The sequence below is a fragment of the Amedibacillus sp. YH-ame10 genome, assembly GCF_053848885.1.
The window spans coordinates 116421-130426 of sequence record NZ_JBSPFA010000001.1 but is presented as its reverse complement, the minus strand read 5'-3'; the positions used below and the strand labels follow the sequence as shown (position 1 = coordinate 130426).

The following is a 14006-nucleotide window of genomic DNA, read 5'->3' as shown; positions in this document are numbered from 1 at the left end:
AGGAGTGATTGTATGAAAAGAAAACATATTTATCTAATTCTGTGTTTTATTTGGATGGCCGTTATATTTTGGTTCTCTGCTCAAGTTGCGGATGATTCCCAAGGAATGAGCAATAAACTAATTGAACTAATAGATCGCATCTTCAATATAAATCTTGTGGAAAATGGTGGATGGCTATTTGATGTGGCAAGCTTCATTTTACGAAAACTTGCGCATATGAGTGAATATGCAGTCTTAGCAATCTTATTTGCTCTATATTTTAAAGAGATAAATGTACAACATTATGGTGTATATGCAATCGTGGCAGTTTTCCTATATGCTTCAACAGATGAATTTCATCAGCTTTTTGTGGAAGGCAGAAGTGGACAATTTAAGGATGTACTGATTGATACCTTTGGTGGAACACTTGGCTTTATGCTTTTACAAATATATTATAAAGTACTCATAAAATATAAAGAGAGACGCAAGACAAAGCAACTTTAGAAATTGTGATGTTATATGTTCTTAAGCAAAAAAAGTGGATTTTCCACTTTTTTTGTTTACTCTAATGTTTAACCTTAACGTACCGCTTTTTTGATGTTTTTAATAATTACATTGCTAGCGTGATGTTCTAATTTTTCACCCATAGTTTTGAACACTAACATATTCAAAAGGGCGGTTGTATCTACTACATAATGAACATTTACTTTACATTTTCCATCAACTTCTTCAAGACGTAGTGTAATGTCTGTTTTTTCACTATCATATTTTGTGTTTTGTGTTACAACATGTACTGTATATGTATCTTCGTGTAATGTAGCAGTGCAGTTTGTATCAACTTCACCTTCTCTTTGAACCCAATGTAAATCATCCTCTATACGAAGTTTTGAAAATCCTTCCGTCACAATGTGTGCAGGCTTATGTAAGACCTCCCAAACACTTTCAATTGACGCATCAATAACTTCACTAAAATCCATTGCTTTTTCCATAATGTTCTCCTTTTTATCATCTATTTCTTACATAGTATCATAAGTTTTTATACTACGACGTTTTTTTGTAAATTTTATTTTATGAAATTATGTTATATTAAAATGAAGATTGCAAATAAAAAAGCATCTTAGTCAAAGGATGTTTTCTTGACAAGATGCTTATCGAAGTAATGAATTGTTAAGCTTCTTTATTTTTAGTACTTCTATATTTAATTCCTACTGCACAAATTGCTATTTGAACAATCAAGAATGCTGCGAATAATAGTGACCATTTATCGCTCATTACCATTTGCATCGTCATATTTTCCACTAATACAAATGTAACGATTGATACAATTGGTACTATTATAGAAGCAAGTTTTTTAAAACCATTGTTTTTTTCATCTTTCTTCTGTTTAGAAAGTAGTAAGAAGATTGCTAGTATACAAGATAATCCTGTTGCGATTAAATTGAATAGTGCCCATGATCCTTCAGCTTTTGCTTTTGGTGTGGAATTGTCTTTTACTTTCTCCGGCTCAGCTTTAGGAGTTACGTCTTCTTCAACAACTACTTCTTCTTCAGGTTGAGGAGCATTTTGAGGATTGTTATTTTGAACTGGCACTGGCACAACTTGTGCTGGTGTGTTCACTACAGGTACAAATGGAGCAGGTAACACTGGAGCTGGTATTGTTGGCTGTCCAGGTGTTGGTGTTGGTGTTGGTGTTGGTGTTGGTGTTGGGACGATTGGTAAAATTAAACTACGATAGGTCGCAACAACCCTTTCATCCTTTGAAACATTTTGATATATTCCACTCCAACCTGTAAATTCATAACCAGTTCTTATAGGATCAGTTGGAAGTGAAGCCGATAATCCTGGAAGAACAAGTTGCGTAGATAATACTTCATCATTATAATCAACGAACTCTATTTTCAATAGTGTTTCATCTTTATCCGCAATACCATTGTTGTTACGGTCAAGATAATAAGTTACAGTCTCATTAACACTAGAATTTTCGATGGTACCTTCAACTACTTCTTTATCTGCCACAAATCCTTCTAATGTTGGAGATGTTATAGAATATTTTTCCTTAGTTAATAAATCCAACACACTCTTTGCTTCAGGAGCAGATGGTAATGTATTTCCATAAATTGTTTCATTCAATTCAGGATCTATCACATAGCTTACAGTTGCTGAATATTTACTTTCATCTTTATCTGCTACGCCATTGTTGTTACGATCTAGATAATAGGTTACAGTCTCATTAACATCTACATCTATAATAGCACCTTTAACTACTTCTTTCTCCGCAACAAGTCGCTCTAAGATGGGGGAAGTAAATGAATACTCTTCCGTAGTTAATAATCCAGTTATCACTTGTGCTTTAGGAGCTGATGGTAGTTTATCTCCATAAATTGTTTCATTCAATTCAGGATCTATCACATAGCTTACAGTTGCTGAATATTTACTTTCATCTTTGTCTGCTACGCCATTGTTGTTACGATCTAGATAATAGGTTACAGTCTCATTAACATCTACATCTATAATAGCACCTTTAACTACTTCTTTCTCCGCAACAAGTCGATCTAAGATTGGGGAAGTAAATGAATACTCTTCCGTAGTTAATAATCCAGTTATCACTTGTGCTTTAGGAGCTGATGGTAGTTTATCTCCATAAATTGTTTCATTCAATTCAGGATCTATCACATAGCTTACAGTTGCTGAATAATTAGTTTCATCTTTATCTGCTACGCCATTGTTGTTACGGTCTCTATAATATATAACTTTTTCTGATACATTGCTGTTGGTGATAATTCCAGTTACACTTGCTTTTGAAGGTGTGTATCCATTGATGAATGGAGAATCAATTGTATAAGACTCGTTTGTCTTTAAGTTATTAATTTGTTGCTTAATTGGAGCTTGAGGAGTTTGAATTTGACTTCCATCTTCTTTCCAAGTATCAATTTCATAATTAACTTCTGCTGAGTACGTTGTCAAATCCAATTTTTTTGTAATAGATGCATTAATTACGATGTCTAATAATTCATTACCGATACCCCCGTGTCTATGATATCCAATAGACCTATGATAAACAGTAATGTCGTATACTGCGTTTCCATTTGAATTCTCATTCGATAACTGTACGTTATAGAAATCTTGTGCTGTTGCGCCTCCGCTTAATTCACTAACTGTAGCACTAAACTCCACATCATATTCAACTGGTACAATGACCTTAAAGTATACTTCTCCTGTACCACAAGCAAAGGTATTACCAACCCAATTGCCATTACGATTAACATTTCCCTCGGATGCATACTCACCAGTTGTTTGTACAGTTACTTTACTTTTGAAAAGTATACTGTCCAAAGATTCGTATACTTCTTTTGTTTTTTTATTTGGATCACTGATTGCTAGGATTGGATTACTTATCGAAAATATTGTAAATAATGCAATTCCTAAAGACAATATTGTCTTTTTAAATTTCTTTTGTTTCATATACTATACCCCTTTTCAGATAAATAAATATCTACATCTATAGTATATGATGTAAAGGTATAATAAACGGTTAGAAAAAAGAAAAACGCTGATATTTCTATCGCGTTTATATAACATGTTCTATATAGTAAGATAATCTACCTTTTTCTACTGAAATATATTTTTTAAATTTTAACATAATTCTTTGTACAATGCTAAATGCGTCGTCTTTTTCCTTACAGTGTAACAACACCATAAACTGTGTTTTGCTAATATGTGTCATAATATCTTGACTGCGTAAACTTTGTTGAATACATGTTTGCGTACGCATCAATAATCGTTCCAACGGAATCTGTGTAAGAGGGGATTTCACTTGAAACATAATGAGGAAATAGGATTTATTTGTACGCTTACTATCTCTTAAATATACTTCAAATAAATGATCAAATACGATACGATCACAACAAAGTGCACCATCTTCTATTTTTTTCTCTTTCAAATGATTTGAAATGATATGGATATCTACTTCTTCTTCAAAATAATCGGAAAGTTGGTTCTTTAAATCTTTCATTCGATTGCTTGGTTGATAACCTAGATCTGTTTGTATTTTTGAGATGCTTTGATAATATGTAAAAGCATATCCAAAGTTCTTTAATGCTAGTAAAGCACGAATATAGTTGTAGTGATGTATTTCTACTGATGGTTCTAGTATACTTGATTGCAAAGCTAGTGTTCTTAATTGTTCGAATTCATTATGCGTATAATAATATTCGCATAATTTATCAACAGTTTCCAAATAAATCCCTCTAAAATATTCACATTTTTGTATGAACCATAGAGAATCACTTGTCGTATGTAATCCATTTGCATAAAGTGTTATAATTTCATTTGCATCAGAAACTAATTCGTCACAAAGTAGTGTTTCATAATTTATTTGTTCAAATTTGGTTTCTATGTCATAACAATCAGATTGTATACACTCATCAATATAATAACCTTGTTTACTTGTTCGTATGATATCTACAAACTCTAATCCAGGGATTTCTTTAAGTTCTTTTCTAAGTTTATAGATATAAAACTTTAAGGAACTTTGAGGATTATTTGCGTCATTCCATAAAATATCCATAATGTCTTCCTTTGGAATGGTATGTTTGCCATGCAGAAGGAGAAGTTTCAATAAGTTTAAAGCTTGTTTGCTGAGATGTTCACATAAGTCGTATTTAATCTCATTGACAATCATACTGTTTTCAGAAAGCAATAAAATCATTATTTTTTTCTGTTCATTGCTTTGAAGCTCGTCTATGCATTTCATTCAAATTTCCCCTTTTTATGATTCACAAAAAGTACTATTACATTTTTTGTACTATTTTATTGTCTTAATATCATACTACAAAAAGAACATCTTTCATATGTATTTTTCTATGATTTATTTATGACTTATCAAATTCTATGATGGAATGAAAATGAAGAGAAGGAAGTAGAGAATAAATCCTTGAAAAGTATGCTTAGATTAGTGTAATGATTGCGTACATAGATTTATAAATAAGGGAATTTATGTGAAAATTTGACATTCTCTTTGTTGTACTATAAAATGAAAAAATACTCGAACTGTGAGTATAGGAATGAGGTATATATGAAAAAACTATTAGCAGTTATGTTTGCATGTACATTGTTACTAACAGGATGTGGTAGTGATGAAGAACCAAACATCAGCGAAAATACAGGAAAAGAACAATTGATTGTCGCAATGGATACGGAAAGTGCGCCTTACAATTATCTATCCGAAACACAAAATGACAATACGATAGCATTTGGGAAATCTTATTTTGCAAGTGGTTATGATGTACTAGTTGCTAGAGATTTAGCAAAATCTTTGAAGAAAGAACTGGTTATTAAAAAGATGAGCAGTGCAAAATTTGAAGAAGCACTAGATTCTGATGAAGTAGATATCGTAATTAATGGATTATTAAAAGAAGATGAAAATGATAACGTTACATATTCTTCTGCATACGGAGAATCTGGGTTATCCATAGTTGTACGTAAGGATGATAAAAGTGCAGCCTTCACGGATATCAAACAGTTCAAAAAATTAAAAGTAAGTGCACAAGCTGGTATGGCAAGTGATCGTGTCATTGATCAAATCAAGGATGTAAAACATCAAGAACCTAAAGCCAATACGGCAGAGCTTTTAAAAGCATTAAAAGATAAGAAAACAGATGCAATCGTTTTAGATAATGCTACTGCTGCACTTGTTGCAAAACAAAATAGTGATGTAAGTATTGTATCCTTGAAAAAAGGATTTAAAGTTAGTAAGTCTTTGGTTATGGCAATGGAAGAAGATAGCAAAGATAGTGAACTTTATAAAGGAGTAGAATCATTCCTTAAAAAACTTAAAAAAGAAACAAAAGAAGAATATATGAATATCGCAAATAATGCTGCACCAGCATTCTTGAAATAGACGATCCCTTTGGATTGTCTTTTCTTAATATGAAGAAAGTAGGGAAACTATGTATCAAGAACTATATGAACGTTTGTTTCTAGTAAGTAAACAAGCAGGAGTTGTTGCAAAGATAATGCAACAAGGGATTTTGAATGAAGGTAAGAAAGTGGACTTATTAGAAGGGGAAGATGCGCATCATAAGGCAATGCGTGAAGCAAAAACAAAAGCAGATGAAATCGTACAAGAAATGATCCTTACTTCTTTGTTGCCAAAATACAAAGATATCCTTACCTTAGATGTAGAAGAGGATACAGAAAGTATTCAACTATTTACGAAACAAGATTACGCAATGACCCTTGTATTGGATCCAATCGATGGAACACTCGATTACTTACAACAAAGGGATACCTATTCGATTTGTAGTGCTATCCTACAGGATCAAGATATGAAAGTTGCGCTCGTGTATTTTCCTGCTAGAGATGAGATGTATAGTTATTGTGATGGAGTGGGAACTTTGTTTTATAAAAAAGTATCATGTATGGATATCAACGATGGGGAAGAACTCAATTATATCCCCAATGAGCATACTCCATCCATAATCTATAAGAATAGCCGTCTTTCACAAGATATTGTACAACATCTTATAGAACAAGGATATACTGTCGTGGATGATCAAGAACATCGTTTGGGATGTCCAGATGCAATTTATAAATGTATGAGAGGAGAAGCACTTGCTTATTTTTCAGACACTAGAAATATTCGAGATATCCTTATGGGAGCGATTCTTGGAAAGATGAAATATGGGCATTATTATACGTATTTAGGAGAAGATGCGGTGTGGGAAAGTCATGGCAGACAGAAGGAAATTGTGTTTTCCATTTATGAAAAAGAGAAAATTTTTAAATAATTTCTCTTTTTTTTAGGATTTTTGAATTTTATCTCGTATATACATAGTGTAAGGGTTTAATAGGAGGCACTATGGAAAGTATAAAAACATACATTGATGAAAAAGCAACAGTAAAGGATATGAAACAAAGATTAGAGTATTTGCGATATTACAGTGCAGGAGTTCGTTTGCAAAGTATTCTATATGGAGAGTATGATAGTACCTTGCGCATTGAGGATGAAATTGGAGATTATTTACAATATACGAAGAGTGTTGTACAGATCGAGCGAAATGCAAGCTATCATGAGCGAGAGAATGTTGTATTACAAGCCATGCATAGGCAACAAAAACACAAAGAACAACTACAGAAAAGAGACTTACAAGCATATATTTTGTTAGAGGGAATCGCGCAGATGAAGAAGAGTGAGCGAGAACTCCTTTTTGATGTTTATGTAAGACAGCTTAGTAAACAACAAGTCATGAAAGAATTAGGTGGCATTGTGGAGAGTACGTATCATCGAAAATTACACAAAGCGATGTTACATTTAGCGCTTATTTTGCATTACGAAATATATAAAGATCACTAACAATTTTGTAATAGAAGGAAATCTGGGTATGCTAGTTAAGTAAGTTATGCTATAATTACATAAGTGTTTTACACAAAGAATAAAAAGCATGAAAAACGGAGGGATCGAATTGAATAAGAAAATTACCATCAATATGTTATCAAGTGCAGACAAAATTGAGGGACAGGGTGTTGGTAGTGCCTATCTTGAACAGGTCAAACTTGTGAGTGAGGGAGCTCCTGAGATGTTTGATGTGCGTATCAATAGTATAAAAAAAGCAGATATCATCCATACGCATACAGTTGATCCACAGAACTATATCAAAATGAAAAGTAGTAAAAATGCAGTGGTTTGTTACGTGCATTTTTTACCTGATACATTAGATGGAAGTATCCAGTTACCAAAAATAGCTTTTTCTGTCTTTAAGAAATATGTTATCAGTTTTTATAAATCTGCGGATTACTTAATCGTAGTAAATCCTACATTTATGGATGAATTAGAAAAATATGGAATTTCAAGAGATAAAATGGTGTATATTCCAAACTATGTATCTAAAGAAGAGTTTTATCCAAAACCAAAAGAAGCGTGCGATGTATTGCGTAAGAAGTATGAAATTGATCCAGATGCCTTTGTGGTCATTGGTGTGGGACAAGTTCAAATGCGTAAAGGAGTATTGGATTTTATCGAGGTTGCGAAGAAACTTCCTGAAGTGCAATTTGTTTGGTGTGGAGGATTCTCCTTTGGAAAGATAACAGATGGGTATGAAGAATTAAGTGAAGTTGTAGAAAACCCACCGGCAAATGTGAAGTTTACTGGGATTGTGCCAAGAAGTGAAATGAACGATATGTATAACATGTCAGATGTATTGTTTATGCCTTCTTATAATGAATTGTTTCCAATGGCAATCTTAGAAGCTGTAAACTTACATATTCCACTTGTGTTACGCGATCTTGATTTATATCGTGATATTTTATTTGAAAAGTATGAACGTGGAGATGATAACGATACCTTCGCACAAGAAATTGAAAAATTGTATAACGATAAAAAGAGTTATGAAGAATGTCAAATTCGTTCTAAGGAAATCAGTGAATTCTATTGTAAAGAAAATGTATTGCAAATTTGGAAGGATTTCTATACAAAGGTATATGAAGAACAAGAAGATGGCGTGATTCAAGCAAAGAAACGCAAACCTAAAGAAAAGAAAAAATAAGAACCTCGTGAGAGGTTCTTTCTCTTACGAGGGGATTTCGTAAAGCTTACACTATTGTCATTTTCTTACTATAGGGAATGTGATATAATAACTACGTTAGAAAACGAAATATAGTCATTTTATAGGATTATATATATGAGGAGTGCCATAATGAAAAATTCTTTTCGAAGTTATGCTCTCAATTTGCTCATTATACTTGGGTTTACCGTATTGGTTCTTTGGTTTGCGCTAAAGGATAATTATCACAGTGTAATGGCTTTGATAGCAAATTTAAAATGGTACTGGCTTGCCATCATCTTATGTTGGGGGATTCTCTATGCATGGGTGATAGGAATGATACTTACTGTATTTGCCAGACGTAATAGGAAAAAATATACATATCTACAAGGATTTCAAAATGGATTGGTAGGAATCTTTTTTAGTGGAATTACACCTAGTGCTACTGGGGGACAATTTGCTCAAGCGTATATTTTTAAGAAACAAGGAATAAAGTATAGTGATGGTGCTTCAATCTTATGGGCGGATTTTATTGTTTATCAAACTACAATGATGATTTATGTAACCATATTATTTGCACTTCGTTATAGCCATTATATGGATATTATTGGTAGTTGGTTTTTAGGTATTCTTTTTGGGTATGTTGTGAATGTGTTTGTCATTGCGATTCTTTGGACAATGGCGTTATTTCCTAAGTTATATGTCCGTTTAAGTCAGATCGTAGTAGAATTGTTAGTGAAATTGCATATTGTAAAAAATAAAGAAAAGACTTTGTCTACTTGGACCATTCAAGTAGAAGGTTTTACAACTGAGATAAAGAAAATGCGGCATGAGAAAAAAATGATTATTAAGACTGTGGTTTTAAATGTGATTCGTATGACGATACAATTTGTATTGCCATTCTTTATTGCCAATGCGATTGGAGTTACCATAGGATGGGACAAGTTTGTAGACTGTCTAGCTTTATCTAGCTTTGTCTTGATGGTGAATGCCTTTATACCGATTCCAGGAGCAAGTGGAGGAACAGAACTTGTCTTTACGAAATTATTTATCTATCTTGTAGGAAGTTATGCAAGTGCAAGTGGTATTATGATCTTGTGGCGTTTTTCTACCTATCATGTTGTCATGCTTGTAGGTGCTGGTGTGTTTATCTATCTAAAGCATAAATATAATAATGAAAAATATAGAACAGAAACAGAGGAACTAGATGATGACATTACAGAGCAGGAGGTGTTGTCATGAAGATAGGGATTTTTACAGATACGTATTCACCAGATATTAATGGGGTTGTATCCTCCATTGTGACATTACAAAATGAATTAGAAAAAAATGGACATACTGTGTATGTGATATGTAATCATAAAGCATTATCCACGAAACGAGAAGGTAATGTTTTACGTTTGCCAGGTTTAGAATTAAAATGGTTATATGGGTATAAGCTTTCTACTCCATATCATATCTCAGCGAAAGAAGAAGTGCGAAAAATGCATTTGGATGTGATTCATGTGCATACGGAATTTGGGGTAGGGATGTTCGCAAGAATCGTTGCGAAATACCTCAATATACCAGTGGTATCAACTTATCACACGATGTATGAAGACTACACGCACTATATCAATCGCTTTGAATTTGAAGGTGTAGATCAAGTATCTAAAAAAGTAGTTTCTACATTTTCTCGTGCGATTTCAGATAATGTACAAGCGGTTATTTCTCCCAGTGAGAAAACAAAAGAAACATTATTGAAATATGGGGTGAAAACACCTATTTATGTAATACCAACAGGATTGAATTTTGATAAATTTAATCCAGATCGTATTGATATGGAAAAAGTAAAAAAGATTCGTGAAAGCTATGGTATTGCGGAAGATGATAAAGTTATCACCTTTGTAGGAAGAATTGCACAAGAAAAAAGCATTGATATTCCAATTGAAGGATTTCGTTATGTAGATGACCCTAAGATTAAACTATTCATTGTTGGTGGTGGACCACAATTAGAAGATTTAAAGGGTATGGTAAAGAAATATCACTTAGAAAAACAAGTTATCTTTACAGATAAAGTATTATCAGAAGAAGTACCTGCATATTATGCATGTGCAGATTGTTTTGTTTCGGCATCTTTAACAGAAACGCAGGGAATGACCTATATTGAATCTTTGGCATGTGGGCTTCCAGTCTTTGCACGACCAGATGATGTGCTAAAAGACCTTGTGGTTGAAAATGATAGTGGGTTCTTATTTCAATCACCACAAGAATTTGCGAAGAAACTTATGGACTTTATGAAGTTGCCAAAAGAAGAACAACTTGCTTTTCATGGACGAGCAATTTCAAAAATTGCAAAGTATGATTCTAAGGTATTTTATTCAAAAGTAATCAGTGTATATTATCAAGCAATTGATGATTTTCAGGATGCGTATGAAGTTATTAAAGTCAAAGCATTAGATGATTATGTTCGTATTTATGTTATGAACGAAAAAGAAGATGAACCAAAGAAGATTTTGATTGATTTGGATGATTACTTCTTATATAAGATTCGCGTTCATACGATGTTGGATCGTATGACTGTTTCTTTGTTTGAACAAAAAGAAATCTTATTGGAAGCGTATCGTGGTGCGATACGAAGACTTCGAATGCGTGATTATACACGTAAGGAAATGAAACAATACTTCTATAAATATCCAAGCTTGAGTGAGGAAGATAAAGATAAAATCATTCATGAGTTAGAGGAAAAAGGATATATCAATGATACTCTATATATGAGTCAAAAAATAGAAAAGATGCAGTATTCACTAACTGGTAAGGGAAATATTCGTCGTACCTTAATCAACAAGGGGATTCCTGCGGAAGAAGTAGATCAAGCACTTGCGGATTTCGGAGATGATGAAGAACGCGAAAAAGCTGTGAAAATGGCAGAGAAATTATTAATGACAATCAAAGATAAATCCAGCAAAATGAAAAAACAAACCATCATTCAAAAGTTAATCAACTTAGGATTCGATAGTGATATAGCGAAGACGACAGGAGATACCTTACGATTGGATGAAGAAGACGATAGTGAAGCTTTGGATAAGACAATCCAAAAAGCAATGCGAAGCTATATGCGCAAATATGCGGGTAGAGAATTGCGTGGACGTATATTAGCACATTGTATGCGTAAAGGATTTAATACAGCAGATATCAATGATAAATTAAATGAAATGGAGTGGAATGACCACAATGAAAATTAATGAATTACAAGATGGATTCAAAGGCAAAGTCAGTGTTCTACTCATTCATGTAGGACGTGGAGTTACCAATAAAGGAGCACCTTATTTATCCTTTACTATGCAAGACAATACAGGCACAATCGATGCGAAGTATTGGAACGTAAGTGAAGAAATTTTATACAGTTATAAGCCAGGACTCATTGTGGAAGTCGAGGGAGATGTTATCTCTCATCAAAAGCAATTACAGTTCCGTGTGCAAAAAGCAGATATTCTTGAACAAGATACACAAGATATTAAAGAATACGCACAAGAAGGACCAGTTCCTAAAGACGAACTAGTAACACGTGTACAAGCGTATCTAGATGCAATACAAAATGAAAAGATCAAAACACTAGTACAAGAAACAATTAAGAAATATGAAAAAGATTTTTACGAATATCCTGCCGCTACAAAAAATCATCACGATTTTGTTGGAGGATTAGCGACTCATGTGTTAGGGATGTTGGATTTGGCAAAACAAGTATGTAGCCAATATCCATTGTTACATCAAGATGTGTTGTATGGTGGGGTATTCCTACATGATATTGGAAAACTTCATGAATTAAGTGGGGCAATCATTACAGAATATACGACTGAGGGAAAACTACTTGGGCATATTTCTATGATGCAAGCGGAACTTGATCATTTGGCAAAAACATTAGGTATTGAAGGAGAAGAAGTTACGTTATTGAAACATATGATTTTATCTCATCATGGGGTATATGAATATGGTTCTCCAGTACTTCCAATGATTCCAGAAGCTGAAATATTACATTTATTAGATAACATTGATGCACGTATGAATACTATGGAAAAAGCATTAAAAACAGTAGAACCAGGAGAGTTCACACAGCGTGTCTTTGCGCTTGAAAATAGAAACTTTTATAAATCAAAGCTCTAATAAAAAGATAGTTCTTATCACTAGGAACTATCTTTTTAATCACTATTCTCCATTAATTTCTTTTTAATATAGTAATGCTTTGTATCTTTTATGAGCGATAATAATTCTTCCTTTAAAGGTTCCCAATACAACATATCAGAAGGACTACAATAAGGAAGTACTTGTTTAACAAGTAAATTCTCTAAATATTCATTGGTACAGTTTTGATGGCGATCGATAAAGTATTGATAGAAAGAAACAATATAAGAAGGATAACTTTCTTTGTTTTTAATTGGTTCTAACATTTGAGCACCTTCATATGGACCTTGTTTTACAACAATATTCATAAACAATGCGGCAGGGAGATAATATGCTTTATCAAGTGTAATTAAATGCGAGAAACATGCATACGCTTCTTCTACATCGTTTTGATAATAATGCATGATTCCTGCGATGAGTAAACCTTGTTTTTGTTTTGTAGGATGGAAATTTTCAGAATGTTCTTGAATCAATTGAAAGAATTTAAGTAAATATACACGAATGGTATCGTTGGTTTGGACTTTGCGATACAACAACAATAGAACTTCATAAATATCCAATAAGCGTTGGTAATTCTTTTCTTTAATGAAAAGTTCTTCCAACCGCAAGGCAATGGCATGAGAATCTAAATAACGTTCTTCAAAGAAATATTGACGGCATTGGTCAATGCGTACGAAAGGGGATGTAGATTCTTCCATATGCATTTCATAAAAGATTTTTTTACATAAAGTAATATTCCTTTGATGATAGAAGGCATTTTGATACAGCATTGTCTTTATAATTTCTTGTAATGGATTTGGAAATATTGTATAAATCTCTCTATATTTTTCAAATATATCGCGTTTAAGCATTTCACGTGTGTCAAAATATTGAAGAGAAATATCTAAAAAGCTATAGATTTCTCTTGCGAGAAAGTCTTTAGAACCTTGTAAGTCAGATTTGATTTGTTCGCATAGGTTACGATAGTCTTCCATATGATACATAGTCAAAGCACGGACGAGTTGTTGAAACTTAGGAAGTTCATTGTTCCAAAAGGAAGGGAAACATTCATAAGTCGCATCAATTTGATATAAAAGATAAGTATAGATCGAATTTCGTTTGATTACTTTTCCATTTTCAATACGACTATAGGTATCGGCTGAACATACAGAAGCATTATTATATAAAATAAAATCACTTTGTTTTATTTTTTGAAAACTCCTGTAATATTTTAGTACGATTGATATATGTTGTTTGATCTCATCTTCTATGTGAATAGGTTTATACATGAATTCCCTCCTTTATAAATATTATTTATTATATCATATCCAGAATGTGACAAACTAT

General features: G+C 32.9%; 12 protein-coding genes. 8 read left to right on the top strand and 4 right to left on the bottom strand.

From position 1 onward, the window contains the following. Nucleotides 1-12: 12 nt before the first annotated feature. Nucleotides 13-483, top strand: coding sequence for a VanZ family protein (locus ACWG42_RS00660; protein ID WP_455789511.1), 471 nt, complete (start codon nt 13-15; stop codon nt 481-483). A 74-nt stretch (nt 484-557) separates the two neighbouring features. Here the strand turns inward: ACWG42_RS00660 and ACWG42_RS00655 are convergent, their stop codons facing one another. The 3 genes from ACWG42_RS00655 to ACWG42_RS00645 all read right to left on the bottom strand — a co-directional run bounded on the left by ACWG42_RS00655 (nt 558) and on the right by ACWG42_RS00645 (nt 4732). Continuing rightward, entirely contained in the window at nt 558-968 is a 411-nt protein-coding gene (locus tag ACWG42_RS00655; RefSeq protein ID WP_455789509.1) for a hypothetical protein, read from the bottom strand. 178 nt (nt 969-1146) lie between these two features. Next, the gene (locus ACWG42_RS00650; protein WP_455789508.1) at nt 1147-3441 is read right to left on the bottom strand and encodes a hypothetical protein; all 2295 of its coding nucleotides are present in this window, start codon (nt 3439-3441) and stop codon (nt 1147-1149) included. A 106-nt stretch (nt 3442-3547) separates the two neighbouring features. Continuing rightward, entirely contained in the window at nt 3548-4732 is a 1185-nt protein-coding gene (locus ACWG42_RS00645; RefSeq protein ID WP_455789506.1) for a winged helix-turn-helix domain-containing protein, read from the bottom strand. 321 nt (nt 4733-5053) lie between these two features. Between ACWG42_RS00645 and ACWG42_RS00640 the strand changes: the two genes are divergently transcribed. From ACWG42_RS00640 to ACWG42_RS00610, 7 genes are all read left to right on the top strand, one after another. Further along, nucleotides 5054-5878 carry a transporter substrate-binding domain-containing protein gene (locus ACWG42_RS00640; RefSeq protein WP_455789505.1) on the top strand — a complete coding sequence of 275 codons (825 nt, stop codon included), beginning with the start codon at nt 5054-5056 and terminating at the stop codon, nt 5876-5878. Between the two features lie 49 nt (nt 5879-5927). Further along, nucleotides 5928-6767, top strand: a complete 840-nt coding sequence (locus ACWG42_RS00635; RefSeq protein ID WP_455789504.1) for an inositol monophosphatase family protein — start codon at nt 5928-5930, stop codon at nt 6765-6767. 71 nt (nt 6768-6838) lie between these two features. Then, complete coding sequence (locus ACWG42_RS00630) at nt 6839-7333, top strand: hypothetical protein (RefSeq protein ID WP_455789503.1); 495 nt, start codon at nt 6839-6841, stop codon at nt 7331-7333. 109 nt (nt 7334-7442) lie between these two features. Then, the gene (locus tag ACWG42_RS00625; RefSeq protein ID WP_455789502.1) at nt 7443-8522 is read left to right on the top strand and encodes a glycosyltransferase family 4 protein; all 1080 of its coding nucleotides are present in this window, start codon (nt 7443-7445) and stop codon (nt 8520-8522) included. Between the two features lie 150 nt (nt 8523-8672). Beyond that, nucleotides 8673-9761 (top strand): lysylphosphatidylglycerol synthase transmembrane domain-containing protein, encoded by a 1089-nt coding sequence (locus ACWG42_RS00620; RefSeq protein ID WP_455789501.1) that lies wholly within the window; start codon nt 8673-8675, stop codon nt 9759-9761. Next, nucleotides 9758-11743 (top strand): glycosyltransferase, encoded by a 1986-nt coding sequence (locus ACWG42_RS00615; RefSeq protein WP_455789500.1) that lies wholly within the window; start codon nt 9758-9760, stop codon nt 11741-11743. Before ACWG42_RS00620 ends, ACWG42_RS00615 begins: the two co-directional genes overlap by 4 nt. After that, nucleotides 11733-12662: a 3'-5' exoribonuclease YhaM family protein gene (locus ACWG42_RS00610; protein ID WP_455789499.1), complete on the top strand. Its 930-nt coding sequence runs from the start codon at nt 11733-11735 to the stop codon at nt 12660-12662. Before ACWG42_RS00615 ends, ACWG42_RS00610 begins: the two co-directional genes overlap by 11 nt. Nucleotides 12663-12697: 35 nt before the next feature. On the opposite strand, the gene ACWG42_RS00605 is transcribed toward ACWG42_RS00610, so the two are convergent. Further along, nucleotides 12698-13948 (bottom strand): hypothetical protein, encoded by a 1251-nt coding sequence (locus ACWG42_RS00605; RefSeq protein ID WP_455789498.1) that lies wholly within the window; start codon nt 13946-13948, stop codon nt 12698-12700. Between the last annotated feature and the right edge of the window lie 58 nt (nt 13949-14006).

Bases quoted from the DNA above. Each gene is read 5' to 3' on its own strand.
- ACWG42_RS00660 (WP_455789511.1), top strand. From the start codon at position 13: ATGAAAAGAAAACATATTTATCTAATTCTGTGTTTTATTTGGATGGCC.
- ACWG42_RS00655 (WP_455789509.1), bottom strand. From the start codon at position 968: ATGGAAAAAGCAATGGATTTTAGTGAAGTTATTGATGCGTCAATTGAA.
- ACWG42_RS00650 (WP_455789508.1), bottom strand. From the start codon at position 3,441: ATGAAACAAAAGAAATTTAAAAAGACAATATTGTCTTTAGGAATTGCA.
- ACWG42_RS00645 (WP_455789506.1), bottom strand. From the start codon at position 4,732: ATGAAATGCATAGACGAGCTTCAAAGCAATGAACAGAAAAAAATAATG.
- ACWG42_RS00640 (WP_455789505.1), top strand. From the start codon at position 5,054: ATGAAAAAACTATTAGCAGTTATGTTTGCATGTACATTGTTACTAACA.
- ACWG42_RS00635 (WP_455789504.1), top strand. From the start codon at position 5,928: ATGTATCAAGAACTATATGAACGTTTGTTTCTAGTAAGTAAACAAGCA.
- ACWG42_RS00630 (WP_455789503.1), top strand. From the start codon at position 6,839: ATGGAAAGTATAAAAACATACATTGATGAAAAAGCAACAGTAAAGGAT.
- ACWG42_RS00620 (WP_455789501.1), top strand. From the start codon at position 8,673: ATGAAAAATTCTTTTCGAAGTTATGCTCTCAATTTGCTCATTATACTT.
- ACWG42_RS00615 (WP_455789500.1), top strand. From the start codon at position 9,758: ATGAAGATAGGGATTTTTACAGATACGTATTCACCAGATATTAATGGG.
- ACWG42_RS00610 (WP_455789499.1), top strand. From the start codon at position 11,733: ATGAAAATTAATGAATTACAAGATGGATTCAAAGGCAAAGTCAGTGTT.
- ACWG42_RS00605 (WP_455789498.1), bottom strand. From the start codon at position 13,948: ATGTATAAACCTATTCACATAGAAGATGAGATCAAACAACATATATCA.